Source organism: Mycoplasma tauri, from assembly GCF_016925555.1.
Taxonomy (GTDB): domain Bacteria; phylum Bacillota_I; class Bacilli_A; order Mycoplasmatales; family Metamycoplasmataceae; genus Mycoplasmopsis; species Mycoplasmopsis tauri.
In genome coordinates this window covers 331,754-356,201 of record NZ_CP070479.1, presented here as the reverse complement: position 1 = coordinate 356,201, position 24,448 = coordinate 331,754, and the positions used below count along the sequence as shown (strand labels likewise).

Sequence of the window (24,448 nt, the reverse complement as noted above, 5' to 3'; positions counted from 1 at the left end):
ACTATAATTTAGTCCTTTTTGTCAAAAATATATTTTTGAGGCATTGGTAAATTATCATCCGGATTATAATCATGCAATGAAACTATTATTTTATTTACTATTGAAACAAGTTTATTGGTTAATAAGTTTTTAATTTCGTCATTAAAGGCATTTTTATTTGATTTAATTTTTTCTAAAATGTTAAGTCCCTCAATGTCTTTAGTCATAAATCTTATAACTTCATCTTTATATCTTTTTATATGTTCTGCAGGAAGTGGATTAATGATTCTTTCTTTAACACCTAACAAAATTACTGCTTGAGAATATTGATCAATAGGAGAATATTGATCTTGTTTGATTATTTCATAAACTTTTGCACCATGTTTAAGAATAGACAAAGTTGAATCATCTAAATCAGAACCAAATTGGGCAAAAGCTAACATTTCATTATATTGTGCCAATTCCAATTTTAATGAGCCGGAAACTTCTTTCATAAATTTACTTTGAGCACTTGAACCAACACGAGAAACACTATATCCAACATCAACGGCAGGTCTTTGGCCAGAAAGAAAGAGATTTTCTCTTGTAAAAATCTGTCCATCAGTTATAGATATAACATTAGTTGGAATATAAGCTGAAATATCCCCTTGTTGAGTTTCTATAATTGGCAAAGCAGTAATTGAACCGCCACCAAAATCTTTATTTACTTTTGCTGCTCTTTCTAATAATTGAGAGTGCAAGTAAAAAACATCACCAGGGTAAGCTTCTCTACCAGGAGGTCTCCTTAATAAAAGAGAAAGAGTTCTATAAGCTATAGCATGTTTTGAAAGATCATCATAAACAATTAAACAATCTTTCCCTTCAGACATTCACTCTTCAGCAATTGTTGTTCCAGAGTAAGCTGAAATGTATTGCTGAGGAGCTAATTCAGAAGCACTGGAAACTAAAACAGTTGTATATTCCATAGCTCCTGAATCTTGTAATTTCTTAACAATTTGAGCAACAGTTGAATTTTTTTGTCCGATTGCAACATAAATACATTTTACATTTTTATCTCTTTGATTAATTATTGCATCAATTGCTATAGATGTTTTACCTGTTTGTCTATCGCCTATAATTAATTCCCTCTGACCTTTACCAATTGGAATCATTGAATCAATTGCAATAATACCAGTTTCAAGTGGTTCATTAACTTCTTGACGAGTCATAACGCCCGGAGCAACTTTAAATATTTCTCTCTTGCGTTTATATTTTATCTCACCCTTACCATCAATAGGGTTACCTAATGCATCAACAACTCTGCCAGTTAGTGCATCTCCAACAGGAACAGAAATAACTTCACCAGTTCTTCTGCATTCATCACCTTCACTAAGCTTATTTGCACCGTTAAAAATAACAACACCTGCAACTTCTTCTTCAAGGTTTAAGACAAGACCATAAATATTATCTTTAAATTTAATAATTTCACCACTTTTAGCATTATCAAGACCATTAACTAATGCAATGCCGTCGCCAATAGAAACAATATATCCAACTTCTGCATAATCAATCTTAGAGTCAAAATTTCTAATACGATCTTTAATTATTCTACTAATATCATTTGATTGTCTAGCCATTTAAACCTCCTTTATTTTTCTTCATTAATAAACCTATCTTCTCTAAGTCTTTCTTAATATTTTGTTCAATAATTTTGTTATTAAACTCAATTCTAAAACCTGAAATCAACGATTTATCTAAATAGGTCTTTAAAATAACCTTTTTAGACAAATTTTTTTCTAGTTTCAATTTAATTTTTTCAAGTATTTTTTCTTCAATTTCAAATGCTGTAATAATATTTGCCCTTATAATACCAAGTTCTTTTTCAACAATTTTTAAGTAAATAGACAAAATTCTAATTAATGCTCCAGCATAATTATTTTTTGTTACTACTTTCAAAAAAGTACTAAATGTTTTTAATTTATCATCATTTAGTGCAAACTCATCAATTATTTTAAATTTATCATATTGCGAAACTTTGAAACTTTTTAAAAAATTAATAACATCAATATTTTCTTTAACTAAGTTATAGAAAGAAGCAATAGAGTCATAAGTTTTTTCTATGTTTTTTTCTTCTTTTATTAAGTCATATAGAGCTAAGGCATACCCATCAGGATTCGCTTTTGTGTACATAATTATTTATTACTTTCGTCGTTTAAATATGCATTAATAATTTCATCTTGAGTTTTTTTAGAAATTTCATTACCTATTATTTTCTTAGAAATTTCAATAGCAGCATTTGCTATATTATTTTTAGACTCTTGAGCCATTTTAATACGTTCTGTTTCGATTTCTGATTGGGCTCTTTCTATGATTCTTTTGGATTCTATTCTAGCTTTATCAGTATAATCAGAAATAATTTTTTCACCATGTAATTTAGCATTCTTGACTAATTCATCAGATTCAACATATGCTTCAGCTAATCTTTTATTTGCTTCTTTTAACTTCTCTTGTGATAATTGATTAGATTCTTTTGCTTCATCAATATTTTTTTGAATATAATCTTGCCTTTCTTTTATTGCCTTTTTTATAGGTTTATAAAGCAAAAATCATAAAATTAAAATTACTAAAACTAAAGCTATTAATGTAGCAATAATCATCGGATAAGTTGGAAAAATTGTTTTAAACTTATCAACTAATTCCGTTTTAATACCATCAGATTTTACATCATCTGCTTCTGCACTATATTTCAATGCATAGTGATAATTGGTTAAAATCATTTTTTAATTCCTAATAGAATGCAAACATTAAAAGAATTGAAACAACTAAAGAATATATGGCTGCTGATTCAGAAACAGCTTGTCCAACAAGCATCATTGTTCTAATTTTTCCAGCTGCTTCAGGATTTCTACCAACTGCTTCAGCGGCTCTACCAGCTGCTAGCCCTTGTCCAAGACCAACACCTACACCACCGAACATAGCTAGACCAATTCCTATAGCTATTAATCCTTTTCCTATATCTCCTGTCATAATAACTCCTCCTAATAAATGTTTTTAGATAAATTGCTATGAGCAACTTCAACTGTTTTTTCTAAAGATATTGACTTACCTGATTTTGCTATAACTACATCTGGAACTTCTTGAGACCATCAAATTGTAGTTAAAGAACAAAATACTAAAGCTTGAATGAAGGCACTAAAAAGATCAAAATATATATGTAAAAATGGTGTAAAAATAACTGCTAATAAAGGTCATGCTTCTGAACCCGGGATAATTAAAGTTCATAAATAACCACAAAAATAATAAAGCATAAACACTATTGTTCCGCCACCTATTATGTTTCCAAATATACGAAAACTAGCAGAAATAAGTGGAGAAAACTGTCCAACAATTTCAATTGGATTTTTATATCTGCCTATAAAACGCCATTTTTGGTAAATTAAAGCCGTAATATAAATACCTAATCAAGTCACAAGAGCAAGCGCTATAGCAACTGAATAAGATGATGTTATTGGTTCTAAACCTATCATACCAAGTATATTTCCCAAAAATAAAAATGTTGCTAAACCAAAAATATAAAAACGTGCCTTCGGAATTTTGTAATCAGTACTGTCATCAAATGAGTGATCTATATAATTTACATAACCTTCCATAATCAAAATGAAGCCACTTGGAGCCTTATCAGGCCTTGCATCCTTTTTGATCTTAACATAGACAATTAGTGAAATAATTAAACAAACAAGAACAACAAAAATCAATGACAAAAGTTGTTTTTGATTCCAATCAGCATATCCACCATTTAGTCAATCTTTAAAAATATTTCTATTTTTCATTTACTTTTTAAGCCTCCTTTCTTTAAATTTAATTAATGAAAACAAAATACTAATTTTTACAATTGATAAACCAAAAATATAAGTAATAAAATTAAAAGGATAAAATAGATATTTTTTACTATGCTCTAGATAAAGATTTGTTCCATTTTCAAATGACTTACTATTTATTCAAAAAATTAAAGTTGTAATTACAATAGTTAAAATAGCATTTATAGTAAATTGAATAAAACTTAAAAAAATTGCTCCTTTTTTTCTATATAGAACTATTTTATAGCTAAATAATTCTCTAAATATAAAAAAAATAAAAGACAATGAAGCGCCTGCTAAAAAACCTAAAATTAAACTTAATTTTGTCCACTTATAAAAAGAAATAAAAATAAAAGAAAACAAGATAATTAAAATTATAAACACTAAAATTATCCGTTCTATTTCTTTATATTTCATTCGTATTTTATTCTCCAAAACTTATGTTATTAACTAGATAACATGCTTAAATTATAATATTATTTAAATAATAAGTCATAAAAAAATAAACCATTTTTTCGCTTCATTTTGACATCATTTTTTTACTTTTTTTAAAGCAAATTTATGTTAAAATAAAAAAAGAATTTATATATTATGATCATTAGTATATACATTTGATAATTATAAAATTAATTATCTAAACACTATTATGAATTCACTTGGGTGTGCCTTGCGAAAAGGTGCTAAGTGTTCGAAATAATAGAAAGTTAAAACAAACTAAATTTAAAAGGAAAAATATGGAAACAGTAGAAAACACACAACAAGAAATGAACGCAACAGAAAATGTTGCTGACAAAAAAGATAAAGCTGCTAAAGAAGTTAAACCAGCTATTGTTTCAAGAGAAAAATTACTTGAAGCTGGAACATACTTTGGTCACAAAAAAAGTACATGAAACCCAAAAATGAAAGAATTTCTATATCCTCATGCAAGACGTGGAATGCACATGATTAATGCAAACTTCACAGTTCAAAGATTAGAATTCGCATACAACATTTTGTTAAAATTTGTTGCTAAAAACCCTAGAACATCATTTATTTTTGTTGGTACAAAAAAGCAAGCTAAAGAAACAATTAAAGAAAATGCTTTAAGAACAGGTAGTTTTTATGTATCAGAAAGATGATTAGGTGGTACATTAACAAATGCTTCAACAATTTTTAAAAGAGTTAAAACAATGGAAGATCTTGAAGCACTTGCAGCAAATAACTTCCAAGGTTACACTAAAAAAGAAGGTCTTTTAAAACAAAAAGAACTTGATAAATTACACAAAAACCTTGAAGGTATTAGAAAAATGCAATCATTACCTGCATTTATGATAGTTGCTGACCCTAATGTGGATGCTATTGCTGTTAAAGAAGCAAGAAGCAAAGGTGTTAAAGTTATTGGTATTCTTGACTCAAACTCAGATCCAGATTCAGTAGATTTTGGTATTCCTGCTAATGACGATTCTGCTAAAAGTATTGCTTTAATTATTACAATTTTAGCTGACGCTATTTCTGTAGCGCGTGGTGGAAAGGCTAAGTTTGCATTCCAACCTGATGAAAACATTGTTTTACCAGAATTTAAATCAGACAAACCAAGAATACAAAGATTTCAAAAAACTTTAAATCCTAGAAGAACTTATAATTCAACTGAAACTCAAGAAAATACAGCAACTAGTGAAGAAAAATCACAATCAGAATCTCAAAGTGAATAATAAAACGAGGTATATATTATGGATAAGATGGCTTTAATTAAAGAATTAAGAGAAAGAACAGCTGCTGGTATGTCAGACTGTAAAAAAGCTCTTGAAGCTTCTGAATGAAATGTTGAAGAAGCTATTTCATACTTAAAGAAAAGTGGAAAAATCAAAGCTGCTTCTAAAGCAAACAGAGTTTCTGCTGATGGTCTTGTAGTAGCTGCAGGTGATGATAAGATGGCGGCTCTTGTTGAGGTTAACTGTGAAACAGACTTTGTTGCTCATGGTGAAGAATTTGTTGCATTAGCAAATACAATAGCTTCAATTATTGCTTCAAACTCAACAACACTTGTTAAAGAAAATTGCTCAACTGAAGTTGCTTTAACATTAAAATCAAATAGTGGAGAAACAATTGCTGATTTAATTTCTGATTATAGTGCTAAATGTGGTGAAAAAATTGAACTTAGAAGATACATTATTAAAATAGCTTTTGATGGTGAACTTGTATCAACATTTGTTCACATCAATGGTAAAATTGGTGCTATTGTTAAAGTTAAAGGTTCTGATGCTGAATCGGCTAGAAATGTTGCAATGCATTTAAGCGCAATGAACCCTGAATATATTTTAGTATCTGATGTTCCTGAATCAGTTATTAAAAGATTTGAATCAGAATTTGTTAAACCTCCAAGATTTGAAGAAAAACCTGAAAAAGTTCAACAAAGCATTTTAAAAGGTGCAATGGATAAAAAGATTGCTGAAATTACACTTGAAAAACAAGCTTTAATCATGGATGATTCAAAAACTGTTGCTCAATATTTAATGGAACACAAAAATACATTACTTGAAGCAAATCGTTTAGGTTTGGGTGAAGGCATTGAGAAAAAAATAGTTGATTTTGCTGCTGAAGTAGCTGAACAAATGAATGTCGAAAAATAATATTTATACAAAAAAGCCGTAACAAGTCGTTCGGCTTTTTTTGCTTAATCTTGATTCAATAAACTTAATAATTTGTCTTTTTTATAGTAATCAAAATGATTTTTAATTAAATACTTATCTTCAACTTTAAAACCTTTTTCAGCAGAGTGATAATTACTTTTTTCATCACGGTAAGTTATTAAACTATTTGAACTGATTATTATTTTTGTTCCATCACTTAAAACAATAGGAATAATTACAGCTGCTCCGCCGCCTGATTTTTGTCCAATTAATTTAGTTTTTGCACCAAATTTATTAATTTTATCAGCATACATGTTAGCAACAAGAGCATTAGCAGCGCTATAAGTTACAGGGCTAGTTTGAATATATCAATCATAATTGCCTTTAATATGCTCAGGAACATTAACTCTATATGTCATCTCCGTTTTTTCTTTATTAAGAATATTAGTTGATGTAATAACTATATCTTCAAATTTATTATTTTCTCTAAATATTGATGAGTGTTTCATCAGTGCCATAGTTTTATATAATGCCACAGCAGAACCGCCTGTATTTAAAGATAAATCAAGAATTATTTTTCCTTTTAAAAATTTGCTATTTATAATTGTTAAAGCTTTTTTCATTAATTCAAATGTGTCATATTTATAAGGCTTTTCGTCTTTTAACTCTTCTATTGCGCCCACTACAAAATTGTCAATAGTAATGACAGCTGTATTATTATCAAGAAACCTTACAATAGGCATTTGTCCATGATTTAGTCTTTCATAGTCATCAACATTAATGACCTTTTCTTTTTTTAAAATCTCATTAATTTGCTTTTCTCTTGCACTTTGTAAATTATTTCTTGCATTTTTAAATATTTCATGAACAGATTCAAATTTACTATCTATAGTTTGTTTATAATTTTCATTTGCTTTTTCTATTATCTTACTATTTGGCTGAATATTATTAAAATCTGTTTTATATCCATAATTAAATATCTTTGAATGCAAATCATTCAACTGACCATAAAACAACTGCAAATATCCTTCATTATAAATACTTTCATCTGTAGAAAGAATTTTTTGAATAATTTTTGGATGAATAAATTTATCAAATTCACCACTTTTATAACCCTTTTCTTCTCTTAGGCCATAAAAATAGTCAAAGTTAAAACGTAATGAGTTGTAAGCATCAATTCTTGAATCTTTTGATACTGGATTTATTATAAACTCATTGCCTAGTTCAGTCCCCTTTCCATCTTTAGTTCGAAATCTTGAAGGAATTAGCAAATCACCACCATAAAATTCTGAACCATTATAGTACAAATTGTAATAATTTGGACTTAAAAACAAGCTATTAAAAACAGCTAATGGAATAATTGGTTCTTTATTAATGGAATATATATCTCATCCATAGTTATCTAAATCAATAGTGATATTCTTATTGTCCAAATTGTCTATTTTATAGGTATACAATTTTAAATCTTTCCCGTAATCAATATCAACTTGACTGTTAAAAATATGAAAAACTCTTGTGTTGGAAATTTCAATAGTGTTTTCAATTCAATCAAATTTAACACTTGCGTTGTTTGCATGATACTTTGAATAATTTTTATTATCAAAAAACCCTGAAAGGGATTTATTTATAGCAGAATTGTTCACAGCGCCATCAAGAGTTTTTAATACTTGTGGAACAGATATATAAGGTGTATTTTTATTATCAAAAAAATATGTTTTAATTTTTGGATTTTGATTAATAAATTTATATGATTTCGATACATCACGGAATGAAATATCTTTAACGATTTTATTTCTATTTTCATCGCCTTTGTAATTTTTTACACATGAAAGAACAATTATAGGACTTGTTATTGATATAAAAAGAGCAGGGGCTCTAAATATTTTTCTCATTATCATCCCAACTCTTAGCTAATATTTATCCTTAATTCTTTCATAGTTTTTCTTATTTTTAATATCGTATCATTTAATTATTTCTTCTTCACTGTAATTTAATAGTTTTGCAGCCCCTAATAATAAAGCCAACATTTGTCCAATTACATATTTGTTTAGATTGTTAATTGCACTACTAATAGTACTAAATAATAGACATATTTGCCGATTTACATTTTCAGACATTATAAGTGGTTCAATATTTGGGTCAACATCATATTTATATGCAAATGATCCTAAAAAATGTAATATATCTGCAAATTCTTCAAGCGCTTTTTCTGGATTTACTGTTTTATTAGCTTTTCAATATTTAAATGTCTGAACTTCGTTAGCAAACTCCGCAGTTTCAACTAAAGTTGCTAAAAGTTGCATATCATTAAAATCTGCCTTAGATATTTTTCTATTTGATGTGTCGATATCATTTCTTGAACTTATCGCTTTATCTAAGTCCTTCTGCATTTCAAAAATTCTACTTAAATTCATATTATGAATTATAAAACATTATTAAATAAGTTAATAAGTCAAATTATTTTTTTGACAGCTATTCTTTTTGAAAAAAATATGCCATCCTTTTGAGGCATATTTTAATCAAATATTTTTTTATTGATTAGTTTTTCATTGCTTTTTAAAACCAGTTATAGTTCTTTCAACGTGATTATTGACCGAATTCCCATCTTTATCTTTTACTTTAAAAGTTACTTTCAAAATTCCTCTTTTGTTAATTTGTTTAAGTTCAATATTATCTATATTTCAACCTTCTTGTAAATTATCAAATTGTATATCATCATTTTTAACTTCACTTGGAAGAACTTCTTTTTGATTATTTAAACCTTTGTATGATGCTCTAATTTGATTTACCTTAGCACTTGTATCATTATCAATTATTTTTATATCACTAATAGGTTCGGCAAAACCTGATACTTTAAGTAATGAACTTTGAGAACTTTTTCCATTTTTTTCTATTTTAAATTTTATTTCTAATGATTTATCACCCGGATTTAATTCTTCATAAACAATTGAATAATTATCATCTAAATTGTTAACTATAGCATACTCACTAATGTTATCTTTTGTTATAAAATCACTTGTTATATTTTGTTTATTTTTAATATCAATAATTACACTTTTGGCCACTTCATTTATTTTATTTTCATCATCTATATCTGTTTTAGATGAATTATTGTTGCAAGATGTTTGAATAAGCGCTAGTGGAAAGAGACCAAAAGAAAATGTTGATATTATTGATATTTTTCTTAATAATTTCATAATTACCTGCTTTTTTAAATTATTGCATATAGCTTTATTAATATCATATAAAAAATAAAGAAAAATTAAATAAATTAGAACAAATAAACTAATCTAATTTTTTCAAAACAAATATTAAAAACATCATTATATAAATACTTTATAAGGCTATAAAATAGCTTATTTAGTAAAATTAGACTTTATGTAATCACTTGCTTATTACTACTTTTTATTGAATATGATAACTAAATTTTAGACAATAAAAAAAGAAAAATAATTTTTCTTTTCTGCAAATGATAATTTTAAAGAACAAACTTATTTTCAATCATTACCTAGTAAATATAAAACATATTCTTCATCTTTAACTAGTTCTCTCGACTTTTTAGGATCTCATGTTGAACATTTATCAAGCTCTTTCTCACACTTATATTCATGAATAAAAGAATCTAATTTAGCTAAAAGTTTGTTTTTTAAAATGTTGTTGTAATATTGATCAACCAAATTCTTTAGTTCATTTTTAGGTATAGCTTCAATATTATGAACAATGACTTCAGTATGATCTAAAAAGTTATACTGAGTTGTTTGGTTATAAGAAACAAATTTTGTTTCAAGTTTATTTTGTTCCCTTAATTCATTTAATCTATAGTTAACTGTACAATCTTTTTGTAATTTATCATATTCTAAAATGTTTTTTATTTCTAAAAAATCTGCAAATGATGGAGTAATATCTTGTGGTATTTCATTTTCAAAAATTTTGTATAAATTTTCAACATCATTTTCAAGAGATATTTTATTAATTAATTTTTGAATATCAGTTATCTTAGTATGCAAGTCATTTATTTTTACATTATTAATCATATTTTTATGATAATATAAATCGAAAATATTCAAAATATTATTGTAAAAATTAACTTTAATTTAGTAAGCAAGAAAATTTAAAAATTAAATAATATAGATGCTAAGAAAGCAACAAAAAAACAAGCATTAAGCTTGAGTTTTTTTGTTTACTAATTATTTAAAGTTGAGTCATTTAAATAATCTTTTTGCTCGTCATCAACAAGTTTTTTAGCATCTGCAAGTTGAATACTAAAGAATGTTGTAACACCTCTATTTTGCATTGTTGCGCCAAAAAGGGAGTCAACTCTTGACATTGTTCCATGACGGTGAGTAATAACCAAAAATTGAGTTTTTTCTTTTAATTGTTGCAAGTATTCTGCATAACGCACAACATTAGCTTCATCAAGTGCGGCCTCAACTTCGTCTAAAATACATAATGGAAGAGGTCTTGCTTTAAGAATACCAAATAGTAATGAAATAGCAATTAGTGATTTTTCACCACCTGAGAATAACTTAAGATTTTTAATATTTTTACCTGGAGGAGTTGCTTCAATTTCTACACCTGAATCAAGAACATTGTTTGGATCGCTAAAGAACAATTTAGCACTACCACCACCAAACATAGTAGCAAAAACATTATTAAATTCTTCATTAACATCATGGATAATATTTGTTAATCTAGTGGTTATTATTTTATCCATATCAGCAATAGCGCTTTCAAGAATTTCCTTAGCTTTAGATAACTCACTTTCACTTTCAGCATAGTCGTTATAACGTTTTTCTTCTTCAACTAATTGTTCAAGAGCTTCGAGATTAATGCTTCCAAGTTTTTCAATCTCTTCTCTTATCTCTCTAACAATTTCACTAGCTTGATCATGTGGCATCTCAAGTTTATAACCTTGAGATTGAGCAGCTTCAAAAGTTAATTTATATTGAGCAGCAAGTCTTTCACGTGATTGTTCTAAGAACACTTTTGACTTTTCTTTATCAGCCATTTTTGTAGCAAATGAATCTAATAATTTTCTTAATGTTGAATCATAATCATTTTTAAGCATTTGTGCAGAATTAATTTCTTGACTAAGAGTTTTAATTCTTTCATCTTTAGCTCTATATTCAGCTTCAAGAGCACTCTTTCTTGATGATAAAACTTCAAAATCTGACTCTTTGCTTTGGATACTTACGCTGTCTGATTCTAATTTAATTTCTCTATCGCTAATGTTCTTTAATTTTAAGTTTAATTCATCGAAAATAGCTTGTTCATTAGATTTTTGAGAAATTACATTAGCAACTTGATTTTTTAGTTGGCTATCTAATTCTAAACATGAACGACGATAATTATAAATCTCATTTTGTTTTGCTCTATCAACTGCAATTGCAGCTTCAAGCCCTGGAAGTAAGTTTTCTAAATCTTTTAACTTATCATCAATATTTAAAAGGGTTTCGGTTGTTGATTTAGTACCACCAACAATAACACCACCAGCACGAATAATGTCGCCTTCAAGAGTAACAATCATATAACGACGATCTAAAATTTCTGAAATTTTATTAGCTTGCTTTATATCTGAGGTTACAATAACATTCCCTAATAAAAATTTAGCTAAAATATCATAAATTGGGTTAATTTGAATTAAATTTGAAGCAATACCAACAAAGCCTGGTTGTCCTTGAATAGCTAATAAATGATCATCTCTTACATTCTTTGGCTGAATAGATGTTAAAGGAATAAATGTTGCTCTTCCGCCTTTATTTTGTTTTAAAAATTCAACAGCTTTAACAGCAGTTTCAGACTTATCAACAACAAGATGTTGAAGAGCATTATTTAAGACAACTTCTATAGCACTTGTATATTGTGGTTCAACCTTAATTAAGTCTGCTACAGTACCTTTTAATGATTTGCCAAAAAAGGCTTTATTTTCCAAAATAGTTTTTGTGCCTTTAAATAACATTGAACTATTTTCCTTCTGTTGCTTAAGAAGACTTATGTGGGTTTGAACTTTAAAAATTTCACTATCTTTTTTATTTAGAAGAATGCCTAAATTATTTAGTTCATTTTCATATGACTCAAGAACTTTTCTATTCTCGCTTATTCTAATGTTAAGAGCTTTACTTTCTGCTTCATAGTAATTGATTCTTTGAGCAGATTTTTCAAGTAGAGATTTGAATGATGCAATTTGTTCTTCTTTATTAGCAACTAAATTGCCATCAGCAATCAATCTATCTCTTTCACTTTCTCTAGCCATTGCGATGTTAATTTTTTGCAATCTTTCTTTAACTGAGTCATACTCAATTGAAAGCTCTTTTAATTCAGATTCTAGTGAAGACTTAAATTGTGTGTTTTGATTAATTTTAAGTTCAAGGTCAGAAATTCTTTTGTTTAAATCAGCCTTTGTTTCACTAACTCCTTCAAGTTCTTTTGAAAGAGTTTCATATTTTTCTCCGAATGTTCTAATGTTATCAACAAGAAGCCCTACTTCAACAACCTTAAGTTCTTCAGTTTTAGAAATATAGATTTTTGCCTTCTCAGCTTGTCTTCTTAGTGGAACCAATTTTCTTTCTATTTCGGCTATAACTAAGTTAATTTGGTCAAGACCTTCTTGTGTTTTAGCAAGTTTAGAAAGAGCTTCTTTTTTACGAAATTTATATTTAGATACACCTGCTGCTTCTTCAAAAATAGCTTTTCTTTCTTCAGGTGTAGCTTCTGCTATATCACTAACAGTACCTTGTGAAATAATTGCTAAAGAACTTTTTCCAATACCGCTTTCCATAGCAATTTCTCTTATGTCTTTTTGACGGCAAACTTCACCATTTAAGTAATATTGATTAATTCCGTTTCCGCGTTCAAGAACTCTACTTATTGTAACAATTTCATGTGGTATACTGCTTAATCCATCCTTATTGTCAAATGTTAATGTAACAACGGCTTTGTTTAATGGTTTTGCAGTTTTTGAACCGGCAAAAATAACATCATCCATGTTATCACCACGTAATTCCTTTGCACTACGTTCACCAAGAACCCATTTAATTGCATCATTAATATTTGATTTACCAGAACCATTTGGCCCTACAATGCCCGCAACACCACCATCAAATTTAAGTGTAATTGGATCAGCAAAAGATTTAAAACCGTGTGCTTCAACTTTAATTAATTTCATACTTGCTCCGATCTAAAATAATACTAAATCTCAAAAATTATAAATTATTAATGAATGATAATCTATTTAATAAGCTTTTTCAAAGCAATAGTAGCAGCATTTTCTTCAGCTTCAAATTTGCTATTACCAGTGCCTGATCCATAGATTATTCCATCATGAATTGCATCAGCTTTAAATAGTTTGTTATCAATAGAATATGTATTGTATGTTATGTTTTGTTTACTAAATGATTGCATGTGTTCTTGTAATAATGTTTTAGAATCTTTTAATTCAAGCTTAGGATTTATTGAATCAATAGATTTTAAAACAGTTTTGTAGATAAATTCTTTAGCAACATTTAGCCCTTTATCTAGGTAAATAGCAGCAACAAGTGATTCAAAAATATCTGCACCTACATTTTTAGAGTTTAAAATATCATCATTTATTTTTACTCTTGAATTAGAAACCAAAAAATCTTTTAAGCCCATTTTATTGGTTAATTCGTTTAATGATTCAGTACAAACAAGCCTTGATCTAAGAAGTGTTAACTCTCCTTGATTCATTTGTTTAAAATTTTTGTAAATTTTATCTGATACTATGAATTGTAAAATTGCATCACCTAAAAATTCTAATTTTTGATAATTTATTTTAGAACCTTTAGTAGACGAACCGTGTGTAAATGCTTCTTTATAAATTGCATAATTGTCAACATCTATGCCAAATTTAGACATTAAGTCAACAAATTTACTACTCATCATCAACTCCAAGTTCTTTTTTGACAGAATTAAGAATATTCTTTTTAAGTGCTAATTTAATTTGATTAAGTGCCCCTGTATAGGCTTTTTCATCACTACTTCCATGTGATTTTATACATACACCATTAAGTCCAATAACTCATGCAGCTCCCACGTTTCTATAATCAAGTGTTTCCGCAACATCCTTAAAAGAGCCTTTTAAAAATAAATAACCAATTTTTCTAATAGTTTTTGACATTATCTTATTCTTAATTAATTTTTTAAAGGATAAAATAGCCCCTTCAAGACTCTTTAAAACTAAATTACCGCCATAACCATCTATTACTGCAACATCAGCTACGCCTTCTAAAATGGTTCTGGGTTCAACATAACCCACATAATTAATTGTAAAATCATTTTTTAAAATTTCATTAGCTACTTTAACAGCTTCGAGCCCTTTATAATCTTCTGTTCCAATATTAATGATTGAAACTCTAGGCTTAATAATATTTAACAGAGCTCTCGCATAAACATTTGCGACTTTAGCTCACTCTACTAAATACTCACTTTTAGTTTCAATGTTAGCTCCAACATCAAGAAGTAAAAACTTTCTTCCAACAATTGTTGGCATGATCGGCATAAAAGCTGCTCTATTGATACCTGGCAATCTTTTAATTTTAAAAGTTGCAGAAGCTAAATATGCTCCAGAGTCTCCGCTAGATAAAACAGCATCAGCTTTTCTGTTTGCAACAAGATTGATGGCTTCATTCATTGAAGTATTTTCCCTAAGAGATTTATGGATGTTTTTAACATCTGAAGGCATATTTGGATTATCAATTATCTTAAGATTTTTAGGTTGATTTTTAACTTTTGTTAAAGCTTTAGTTATTTCGTCTTTATCGCCAATTAAAATTATTTCAAAATCCTCATTATTAATTAAAAATTTACAGCTTGCCAATACGGCAGCTGTAACGCCATTATCATTTCCATTTACATCAAAAGCTATTTTATACATAAATCCTCCATATTTTATTCAAACCCAATAAAGAAGTAATAGTTAGGTTGATTGCCATTTATGGTTTCTACTTCACAATCATATGATTTAGAAATATAGTCAGCCAACTCATTAGCATCTGCTTCAGAAGCTTCATTTCCATAATAAATAGTAATAACCTGTGTTTCTTCATTTGCAGTTTTACTTATTACAGCCTTAGCTGCATCAATATATGAAGATTTACATGAAATAATTTTGCCATCAAGAATAGCTATATAGTCATTTTCTTTGATTTTTATACCATTTAAAGTAGTTGATCTAACCGCTTTTGTAATTTCAGCTGTTTTAATCATACTAACAACTTCTTCAATTAATTCCTTGTTTTCTTCGGCACTTGAATCTTTATTAAAAGCTAACATTGCATTGATACCTTGCAATTGAGTCCTTGTGTGTATGATGTGAATTTTCTTGTTTTTAATTGCTTGTGCAGCTTGCTCAGCAGTTAAGAAAATATTAGAATTATTAGGTAAAATGAACACATCTTTAGATTTAACTGCTTCTATGGCTTCAATTAGGTCTGCAGCAGACGGATTTTGAGTTTGTCCACTCTCAACTATGGCTGTACAACCAAGATCTTTCATTTTATTAATAATTCCCGTGCCAAGATTGCATGAAATAATTGCACATTTTGAACTATTGCCATTTGTATCAGAATTGTTTAAAGAAACATTTTTATTTCTTGAGTCTTCAGCTTGGAGACTCATGTTTTCAGATTTAATTTTTATAAATTCACCATATTTTTGGCCAAAATTTAATAAATTTCCAGGTTTAAGTGTGTGTCCATGAACTTTAACAAGCTCTCCATCTTGAACAACAACTAAAGAATTAGCCTTCTTAGATAATGATGATTCGAATTCATTTTTATTAAACTCTTTTTCATTTTTAAGCTCAATAATGAATTCAGTACAATAACCAAATTCACCTGAATAAACCTCATCAGAACTTATAAACTTGTCAATTTGGACTTCATCTTGTGCGATCTCAACAACAGTGCCATCATTTATATATTTTGACATTCCCTCTATGAATGAATATAAACCTTCTCCACCTGAGTCAGTTACACCTACTTCCCTTAGAATTTTTAACTTGTTTGGAGTATTGTCACAAGCTATACGAGCGAATTTTTTAGCAATTTCAAAGAACTCTTTTAAAGTTGTATTTTTATTAACTTCTTTTTCTAAATTTTCAGTAGTTTCCCTTATAACAGTAAGTATTGTACCTTCAACAGGTTTTAAAACAGACTGATACGCTCTCTCTGTTGCGCTCTTAAATGCATCAATCATTTCGGTGATGCTTACAGACTTTTTATTTTGAAAATAATTCGCAAAACCTTTAAAAATTTGGCTCATAATAACACCAGAATTACCTCTAGCACCTAAAAGCATATTTTTAGAAACAATTGCTGAAACCTCACCAATGTTTTCATTATCAATATTTACAAGAACTTTAGCAGCTGTTTCAACTGTACCAGACATATTGGTACCTGTGTCTCCATCAGGAACTGGAAAAACATTAAGTGCATCTATTCTGTTCTTATTATTTATTAAATTATTTGCACCAGAGATAATTAATTTTGAATAAATCTTGCCATCAATAGCATCATTTTTTTGATTACTCATTACATAATCCCCCTATAAACAAGTTAATTTTTTCTATTTTTTCATTTTTCTTTTTCATTGTATATTTCAATAATTTTGAAATATTTTTAGATAAATCTTTTGCATTAGTATTTCTAATTATTTCTAAAGTGGCAATAAAAGTTCATTCATTTTTATCATTTTTTTCAACCATAAAAGGAAAATTATATTCTTTGTTATCTATTTTTCCAACATATAACAACTGTTTAACACCAGGAGTAGATAAGATGATTTCTTTAAAAATCCTTTCCATTTCATTATTAGTCATAAATATATACCTACCTTAAAAATAATAAATATGATTATTATAATAACATTAATATGTTAAATTTTACTATAATTAAAATAATAATTTTAAAAATATATGAGGATATTATGGCAGAAAAAGAAGAGTCTGTAGTCATATTGAAGATTGATAATTATTTGCAAAAAGAATATGCAGCAATTGTAAAAGCTTTAACAAAAAATGGTCTCTTAATTTTATACAGCCCAGGAATTTTTAAGGCCAATTCAAAAAATAGACAAAATTTGCAAATTGGATCAATTGTAAATTTAGAATATTTTAAAAGCAAAAATGTAGATAAAATGAGTAAATTAAAAAAAGCAGTTTTACAAATACAGCCTAATTATAGTGATAAAGCAACATTATTGTTTGTTTCAAAAATGTGTGATTTCCTTGAAAACTTTAAGCAAAATTCTAGTGAAGTTTTTGAAGCTTATAAAAAAATTCTTGAATATTATGATTCCTATTATGTAAAATTAACTAAAAATATTAACATTGATTCATATACATTTTATAATTATGCTAAGACTTATTTAGTTTCAAAGTTTTTGAAATACAATGGCATACATCCACAAATAGAAAGATGTATTAACTGTAAATCTCCTAGTAATTTGTGCGACTTTAGTTTCAAACAAGGTGGCTATACATGTGGAAGTTGTACCATGAATCAAAAATGAACTAAAGAATTAAAATCCATTTATTATCTTTTTAAAAATTTTGAAACATTTTGTCAAATTGTTACACCAGAAATCAATAATAAAATTTATAATAATATTATAAATCACCTTATTTATAATGGAATTTTTATAAATTGAGAAATTATAAAAAAAGTATAATTTACCTATAAAAAAGGCAAAAAAACACTTTTATGTAAAAAGGAGTAAAAAATGAAAATTGGAAATGCAAAAGTAGCTATAGAAGCTATAGAAAAATACAAGAATATAATTATTTTTCACCATATACGTCCTGATGGAGACTGTTTAGGTTGTCAAGCAGGTTTAGCCGAATTAATTAGAGATAATTATCCTAATAAAAGAGTTTACAAAGTTGGAGACAATGTTGGTGTTTTTGACTTTATGGAATATGACTTTGATGACATAAGTTCAATTGATTTTTCAAACTCGCTTGGTATAGTTTGTGATGCATCTAGTTCTGACAGAATTGAATGTTCTCAATTGTTATTAGATAAAAAATTTACCGCAACTTTAAGAATTGACCATCATCCAAATGGAAGTGATATTGAGTATGACTATTTATGAGTTGATGAACATTATGTAGCTGCTGCCGAAATGATTGCAGATATAGCTAGAGAAGCTGATTGAAAAATCAGCAAAAAAGCAGCTAGCCACGTGTTTCTAGGTATTGTTACAGATAGTGGTAGATTTTTATATCCAGATACATCAAGCAGAACATTTAAACTTGCAGCTCACCTTTATGATAAAAGCAATTTTAGTCCAGATTTTATCTACAAAAATTTAAATCAAAGATCTGTTCAAGATATCAAATTTATTGGACAAATACTTTCAAACTTTAAAAAAGATGGCAGAGTTTTATATTACTGTATAACACCAGATGTTATGAAAGAAATTGGATTTGATAGCTTAAAAGCAGCTTCATTTGTAAATGAACTCGCAAACATTGAAGACAATTCATGTTGAGCATTTTTTATAGAACTTGAAGATGGAAAAGTTCGTGGAAGGCTACGTTCAAATGGTCCATTAGTTAATAAAGTTGCCAATAAATATAATGGCGGCGGGCACGATAATGCTGCTGGAATTACAATAGATAATTGAGACATGGTTCCTGTTGTTTTAAAAGATTTAAACAATGCAATAACTGAATGAGAGGCTAAATAATATGGCAGGCAATATGGTTTTAGGTAAATGAAATGATGCTAAAGAATTAATAGAAAAATATGATTCAATAGTTATATTTCATCATGTGCGTCCAGATGGTGATTGTTTAGGAAGTCAATTTGGACTTAGAGAATTAATTAGAGAAAATTATCCAAACAAAAATGTCTATGCTATAGGTGATAATGGTGGATCACTTAGTTTTATGAATTTTCAATTTGATGAAATTCCAAGTGATGAAATTCTTAAAAAATCATTAGGTATTGTTGTTGATGGAAATGGAAAAGAAAGGTTATTTTTAAGGGAAGTATTAGATAAAAACTTATTTCCGCAAACTCTTAGAATTGACCACCATCCAAATGGAGATGACCTAGATAATTGCACTAGATGAGTTGAATCTGCTAGAATTGCAGCGGCCGAAATGATTGCTGAATTAGCTTACCAATGCAATTGAAAAATTAGCCCAAAAGCAGCAGAATTTATCTTTTTAGGTATGGTTACAGATAGCGGGTGCTTTCAATTTTCAGACACTTCACACAGAACGCATGAATTAGCTGCATTGCTTTATAAAACAGGAATGAATGCCGAAAAAATATTTTTAGGTTTAGCGCAAAAAAATATTGAAGATCTTAAAGTTAATTTAAAGATTTTTGAAAATCTTAAAACAGATGGAAAAGTAGCTTATTCAACAATTACATATAAAGAAACACTAGAATTAGGAAAAAAACCCAATGAGGTATGTAGAGTTAATTTAATTGGTAACTTAAAAGGATATCCATTTTGAGTTCTATTTAATGAAGAAGAAAATGGAAAAATTAGAGTTGAATATAGATCTATTGGACCATGTGTTCGTAATGTAGCAGTCAAGTATGGCGGTGGAGGTCATGAAAGAGCATCTGGTTCTATGCTTGATTCATTTAGCATGATTCAATCAGTAATTAATGATTGTAATGCTGAAGTTGATAGATGAGAAAAGTATGGTAATGAAGACCAAGTTAAATAAAGGGCACCCTTTATTTTTTTATTCTTTTTTAACTTATGCTATAAACATGTATTTTTAGTAAATTTAATTAATCAATCTACAAAAAAATATAAAATTATATTAATATAATTAATTTTTAATTTAAGTATATAAATATGAAAAAGAATAGGATTTAAATATGAAGAAAAAAAATATACTTTTATCTGGAATTTTATCTGCCTCAATTGCAACTTTAGTTCCGTTAACAGTTATTTCATGTAGCAAAAATCAAGATGAGATTAAAAAAGTTGATGAAAATAAAACTGCAAATCAAAAAAATACAATTAATGAACTTTTTGCTCAAATTAAAACAGTATGAAAAGATTTAAATGATACTCAAAAAAACGATGCTGTTAATGAGCTTACAAAATTAGTATCAAACAGTGGTATTAAATTATCTGAGCCACAAAAACACAAAATCATTCAAACATTAAATAAAGATGTGGGTTCTTTTGGAGCAGTTATTTGATTTATTAAGTCTGTTGAAGCTAAAATTGCAAAAGAACAAGCTTACGAATTTGCAAAAATAGCTTTTGATAAATTATTATATAAAAACAAAGATCATTTTGATACAACTTGAAAATTTGATGGAAATAATAAAACTATCAATGCTCCAACGAGCGGAAAAAGTATTCCTGTTGTATTTATGGACATTGATGAAACAGTTTTACAAAATGAATGAACTCAAGCAAATAATATGTTAACTGGCGGTCACTCTCATAGTAAAAAAGAGAAACAGGATTTGTTAGGTAATAGAAATGCAATACCTGGTGCTGTAGATTTTATTAATCATGTTCACTCTAATGGAGGGCTTGTATTCTATAACTCTGACATGAACCAATCAACTGCCATAAGAGATGCTGTAAAGAAAAATCTTAAAGCAGTAGGTGTTAAATATGTTGAAGACTTTCAATTCTGGATGAAAGGCGCAATTCCTTATCTTCATGAAGAAGAAGCTAAAGCGAGCAAAGAAAATAAAGATGATGCAAAAACCTTTAATGAGTTTGAATTTAAAAATCAAAAATTCTCAGACACTAAATTTAGAAGTAAACCATGATTAACTTGAAATACATCTGATGATGCTCATACTTATGGTGGTAAATTTAACAAAACAATAAGAATGCAAGCCGTTGATAAAAATTCTGATGGTTGGGCTTTACAATCTCCAGAAGTTAAAATAAAATTAAAAACAATGATGAAAGTTGGAGATAACTTTGATGATTTCTTTGACAGTATTTCTAAATACAAGACCAACAGTGAAAGAAATCAAATATATGACAATCAAATTAAAGACTACTTTAAATTTGAAGGTTCAAATGTTAAACATTTTAACACTGTATCAAAAAAACTAGAAGATGTAAACTCTCCATGAAAACAAGTTTACATAATGGTTCCAGGGAATGCATTGTATGGTGGATGAAATAGAGAATATGGCTATGGCAGTGTTGAAAAATTCTATGAAGCAATTAAAGAAATTCAAAATGATCCAAAATACAAAAAAGATATAGAACCTTCAACTTCAAATAAATAATTTTTTATCCATAAAAAAATACATCCAATTTGGGTGTATTTTTGAAAACAAAAATCTGAGTAAAAATTTTCCGTAAAAAATTAAATAATAACTATTTCTTATCTTTCTTTTTATATATAAACTTTTTCATATCATACAAACCTAAGTGTTCACAATTTTTGAACTTTATAGGTGTTTCTCAATCATTACCATACGTTTGAATTAAAATTTCTTCCCAATTGTTTGGAATTTTTACAGTTAAATCTACAAATTTATCCTCAATGCTAGTTTCATAATTAAGATTTGAATATGTATTTTTATATGTTAATTTATTAATTGGAAAATTTAACACGCATACTAAATTGCTATCTTTTTCATATAAATCTTCATAAGCATCAGTAATTTTATATTTTTTAGTAATTCATGTTAATAATGAAAAAAATCTAACTATTCTTAAACCTCACTGACATTTAAATGTTTTCCTACGGCTAAAGGTATGTAGATACCTGATTTTATTTTTAAAACTTAAAAATTTTTTAATCCTTTCTTTTGATGTGGGTATAGTAAGAAAAAGATCTAAAAAAACCGCATCTTCATTTTCAGGTTTATCATTTGTAAACTTTGGAATTAATAATGGACTATTTCCATTTTCAGGGGTATAAATCTTTGAAGGATAATTCTTGATCAAAAAGTCTAAAGTTTCTTTAGGAACTACCAAATCTATATCATCATCTCAAGGGATAAAGCCACTATGTCTTTTTGCACCCAAAAGAGTCCCATACATAATCATATATTTTAAGCTGTGTTTATTGGCTATACTAATAAATTCCTTTAATAACTCATATGCTTTAATTTGTTTTTCATACATAATTAACTCCTAAAAAATATTTTATTGATATTAGAATATTAAAATACAGCATATAAAATAGAATAATTTTAGAACTTTATTTTTTATTGCTTAATTAAAATTTATCAAAGTATGCTTTAACAGCTTCAATAAATAAGTTATTATCAGTTTCATTTCTTACTGCAACTCTTATAAATTGTCTGTCAGTAAAACCTATTTTAGACGTAAGATCTTTAATAAAAATGTTTTTATCTAGCATTTTAATACATAAATTCTTTGAAGTCCCTTTTAAAACTTCTATTGTCAAGTAATTTGCTTGACTAGGAATAATTCTGAATTCTTTAATTTCTAAAAGCTTTTTAACAAAATTTTTTCTAGCATTTTTTATGCATTTTAAGGCTATAAAATAGTCTTTTTTGTATTTTTCAAATATTTGTAAATAATATTCTCCAAAAGAATTTATGTTTCAAATTGACACTGACTTTTTAATATTTTTTATAAGATTCTCATTTGATGAACATAAAAATCCTAATCTACAGCCTGGAATGCCATATGATTTAGAAATAGATTTTATAACTATTAATTTTTCATATAATTCAAGAAATTCATCGCTTACAAGAGTATTATTTTCTTCATCTGCAAAATCTGAAAAGCTTTCATCATAAATTAAAACAATTTCTCTTTTTTTAGCTCAATATATAAGGTCTATAACATCACTTTTAGGAATATAGTTCCCAGTTGGATTATCAGGATTAATTAAAATTAGACCTTTAATATCTTTATCTTCAAAAAAATTCATCAAGTCTTTAACAGTATATGAAAATTCATCATTTTTAGGAGTATAAATTACACTCTTTAAATTAGGGTATCTATTAGGATATTCCTCAAAAGTAGGTCTTACAAAACCAATTTTGCCTTCCATACCTTCCATTAATGATTTTATTAATTCAGCAGCACCATTGCCAACAACAACTCTTTCTTTTTTTATTCCATATATTTTCGCACATAAATTAGAATTAACTTCTAGTCCAGATGGATATTGTTCTAAGAGAGTTTTAAAATTATATTTTAATTCTTCTACCATTTTTTTAGGTGGAAAAAATGGATTTACAAGATAGCAAAAGTCTAGTAATTTTGGATATCTTCAATAACCTCCATAGCGATTTTGAAACCTTATTAACTTATCTTCACCTTTTGAAAAAATAGATTCTGCTATATTTAAATCTGCTTCATCATCTATTTCATATCACTTATGATCTTTAGAAAGAATTTTAGCAAACATTAAATTGTTATTTAAAGGCACTATTAATTTCAATACATCTTCATAATAATCATTTTTTCCCCTTGAACTAATTAATGCTTCTAAAAAAGGAAAGTATGTTAATTGTGAAAATTCTTTAGAAAATTTGTAAATATTAACAGTTTTATAATATTGATTTGCTTCATCATAGTCAAAATCTTTATTTGAAATAAAATGAGTAATTTTTTCTTTCTCATCAATTTTTAGGCAACTTCCGTCCATTCAGTTTTCATATTTTGAAACTAATGCTAAATTTTTTCTATCATCGCTAAGTAGTTCATCAATAATTTCTTCATCAAATATTAGATCGGATTCTAATGTTAAAGTGTCATCATTAACCATTTCATTTTTTGCTAAAAACATAGAATAGATGTTATTTGTCGAATCATAATTATCATTATTTATAAATTTTAATTTTGTTTTTAAACCTAATGAATTTATATAGTTTTTTAATAAATCATTCTTGTATCCAGTTAAAATAATTATTTGATTTAGTGATTTTTTATCCAAAATATCTAACATTCTTTTTATTAAAGTAGTTTCATTAATCTTAACCATAGATTTAGGATTTTCTTTGGTTAATTTTTTTAATCTTGTTCCCTTACCAGCCGCTAAAATCAATGCTTGCATTTTATTATCTC

The 24,448-nt window shown here is 27.5% G+C and carries 23 protein-coding genes; 6 read left to right on the top strand and 17 right to left on the bottom strand.

Annotated features, from left to right (window positions below):
* Window positions 1-8: 8 nt before the first annotated feature.
* The 6 genes from atpA to JS510_RS01500 are packed head-to-tail and all read right to left on the bottom strand — an operon-like array spanning window position 9 to window position 4,232.
* Window positions 9-1,595, bottom strand: coding sequence for a F0F1 ATP synthase subunit alpha (gene atpA, locus JS510_RS01525; RefSeq protein ID WP_205517616.1), 1,587 nt, complete (start codon window positions 1,593-1,595; stop codon window positions 9-11).
* A complete protein-coding gene (gene atpH, locus JS510_RS01520; RefSeq protein ID WP_205517615.1) occupies window positions 1,588-2,148 on the bottom strand; it encodes an ATP synthase F1 subunit delta in 561 nt (186 codons plus the stop codon). Before atpH ends, atpA begins: the two co-directional genes overlap by 8 nt.
* Window positions 2,149-2,150: 2 nt before the next feature.
* Window positions 2,151-2,735, bottom strand: a complete 585-nt coding sequence (gene atpF / locus JS510_RS01515) for a F0F1 ATP synthase subunit B (RefSeq protein WP_205517614.1) — start codon at window positions 2,733-2,735, stop codon at window positions 2,151-2,153.
* Between the two features lie 10 nt (window positions 2,736-2,745).
* Entirely contained in the window at window positions 2,746-2,985 is a 240-nt protein-coding gene (gene atpE / locus JS510_RS01510; protein WP_232841150.1) for an ATP synthase F0 subunit C, read from the bottom strand.
* Between the two features lie 11 nt (window positions 2,986-2,996).
* On the bottom strand, window positions 2,997-3,788 hold the full coding sequence (locus JS510_RS01505; protein ID WP_205517613.1) for a F0F1 ATP synthase subunit A: 792 nt from the start codon (window positions 3,786-3,788) through the stop codon (window positions 2,997-2,999).
* Window positions 3,789-4,232, bottom strand: a complete 444-nt coding sequence (locus tag JS510_RS01500) for a hypothetical protein (protein WP_205517612.1) — start codon at window positions 4,230-4,232, stop codon at window positions 3,789-3,791. It lies immediately after the preceding gene.
* A gap of 317 nt (window positions 4,233-4,549) precedes the next feature.
* Between JS510_RS01500 and rpsB the strand changes: the two genes are divergently transcribed.
* Complete coding sequence (gene rpsB / locus JS510_RS01495; RefSeq protein WP_205517611.1) at window positions 4,550-5,506, top strand: 30S ribosomal protein S2; 957 nt, start codon at window positions 4,550-4,552, stop codon at window positions 5,504-5,506.
* An 18-nt stretch (window positions 5,507-5,524) separates the two neighbouring features.
* Window positions 5,525-6,424: a translation elongation factor Ts gene (gene tsf, locus JS510_RS01490; RefSeq protein WP_205517610.1), complete on the top strand. Its 900-nt coding sequence runs from the start codon at window positions 5,525-5,527 to the stop codon at window positions 6,422-6,424.
* 44 nt (window positions 6,425-6,468) lie between these two features.
* Here the strand turns inward: tsf and JS510_RS01485 are convergent, their stop codons facing one another.
* The 9 genes from JS510_RS01485 to JS510_RS01445 all read right to left on the bottom strand — a co-directional run bounded on the left by JS510_RS01485 (window position 6,469) and on the right by JS510_RS01445 (window position 17,261).
* Entirely contained in the window at window positions 6,469-8,316 is a 1,848-nt protein-coding gene (locus tag JS510_RS01485; RefSeq protein ID WP_205517609.1) for a S41 family peptidase, read from the bottom strand.
* Between the two features lie 18 nt (window positions 8,317-8,334).
* Window positions 8,335-8,838 carry a dUTP diphosphatase gene (locus JS510_RS01480; RefSeq protein ID WP_205517608.1) on the bottom strand — a complete coding sequence of 168 codons (504 nt, stop codon included), beginning with the start codon at window positions 8,836-8,838 and terminating at the stop codon, window positions 8,335-8,337.
* 117 nt (window positions 8,839-8,955) lie between these two features.
* On the bottom strand, window positions 8,956-9,621 hold the full coding sequence (locus JS510_RS01475; protein WP_205517607.1) for a lipoprotein 17-related variable surface protein: 666 nt from the start codon (window positions 9,619-9,621) through the stop codon (window positions 8,956-8,958).
* A 294-nt stretch (window positions 9,622-9,915) separates the two neighbouring features.
* Entirely contained in the window at window positions 9,916-10,458 is a 543-nt protein-coding gene (locus tag JS510_RS01470) for a hypothetical protein (RefSeq protein ID WP_205517606.1), read from the bottom strand.
* 149 nt (window positions 10,459-10,607) lie between these two features.
* Window positions 10,608-13,589, bottom strand: coding sequence for an AAA family ATPase (locus tag JS510_RS01465; protein ID WP_205517605.1), 2,982 nt, complete (start codon window positions 13,587-13,589; stop codon window positions 10,608-10,610).
* A 62-nt stretch (window positions 13,590-13,651) separates the two neighbouring features.
* Entirely contained in the window at window positions 13,652-14,323 is a 672-nt protein-coding gene (rnc, locus tag JS510_RS01460) for a ribonuclease III (RefSeq protein WP_205517604.1), read from the bottom strand.
* Window positions 14,316-15,317 (bottom strand): phosphate acyltransferase PlsX, encoded by a 1,002-nt coding sequence (gene plsX, locus JS510_RS01455; protein WP_205517603.1) that lies wholly within the window; start codon window positions 15,315-15,317, stop codon window positions 14,316-14,318. The genes rnc and plsX overlap by 8 nt, the downstream gene beginning before the upstream one ends.
* 14 nt (window positions 15,318-15,331) lie before the next feature.
* Window positions 15,332-16,975 (bottom strand): DAK2 domain-containing protein, encoded by a 1,644-nt coding sequence (locus JS510_RS01450; protein ID WP_205517602.1) that lies wholly within the window; start codon window positions 16,973-16,975, stop codon window positions 15,332-15,334.
* Complete coding sequence (locus JS510_RS01445; RefSeq protein WP_205517601.1) at window positions 16,968-17,261, bottom strand: hypothetical protein; 294 nt, start codon at window positions 17,259-17,261, stop codon at window positions 16,968-16,970. The genes JS510_RS01450 and JS510_RS01445 overlap by 8 nt, the downstream gene beginning before the upstream one ends.
* 107 nt (window positions 17,262-17,368) lie before the next feature.
* On the opposite strand from JS510_RS01445, the gene recO reads away from it, so the two are divergent.
* The 4 genes from recO to JS510_RS01425 all read left to right on the top strand — a co-directional run bounded on the left by recO (window position 17,369) and on the right by JS510_RS01425 (window position 21,681).
* Window positions 17,369-18,112, top strand: coding sequence for a DNA repair protein RecO (gene recO / locus JS510_RS01440; protein ID WP_205517600.1), 744 nt, complete (start codon window positions 17,369-17,371; stop codon window positions 18,110-18,112).
* A 51-nt stretch (window positions 18,113-18,163) separates the two neighbouring features.
* Window positions 18,164-19,132, top strand: coding sequence for a DHH family phosphoesterase (locus JS510_RS01435; protein WP_205517599.1), 969 nt, complete (start codon window positions 18,164-18,166; stop codon window positions 19,130-19,132).
* Between the two features lies 1 nt (window position 19,133).
* Complete coding sequence (locus JS510_RS01430; RefSeq protein ID WP_223657529.1) at window positions 19,134-20,132, top strand: DHH family phosphoesterase; 999 nt, start codon at window positions 19,134-19,136, stop codon at window positions 20,130-20,132.
* Window positions 20,133-20,289: 157 nt separating this feature from the next.
* Window positions 20,290-21,681, top strand: a complete 1,392-nt coding sequence (locus JS510_RS01425) for an HAD family acid phosphatase (protein ID WP_205517598.1) — start codon at window positions 20,290-20,292, stop codon at window positions 21,679-21,681.
* A gap of 91 nt (window positions 21,682-21,772) precedes the next feature.
* On the opposite strand, the gene mf1 is transcribed toward JS510_RS01425, so the two are convergent.
* Complete coding sequence (gene mf1 / locus JS510_RS01420; protein ID WP_205517597.1) at window positions 21,773-22,528, bottom strand: diacylglycerol cholinephosphotransferase Mf1; 756 nt, start codon at window positions 22,526-22,528, stop codon at window positions 21,773-21,775.
* 94 nt (window positions 22,529-22,622) lie between these two features.
* Entirely contained in the window at window positions 22,623-24,437 is a 1,815-nt protein-coding gene (locus JS510_RS01415; protein ID WP_205517596.1) for an aminotransferase class I/II-fold pyridoxal phosphate-dependent enzyme, read from the bottom strand.
* Between the last annotated feature and the right edge of the window lie 11 nt (window positions 24,438-24,448).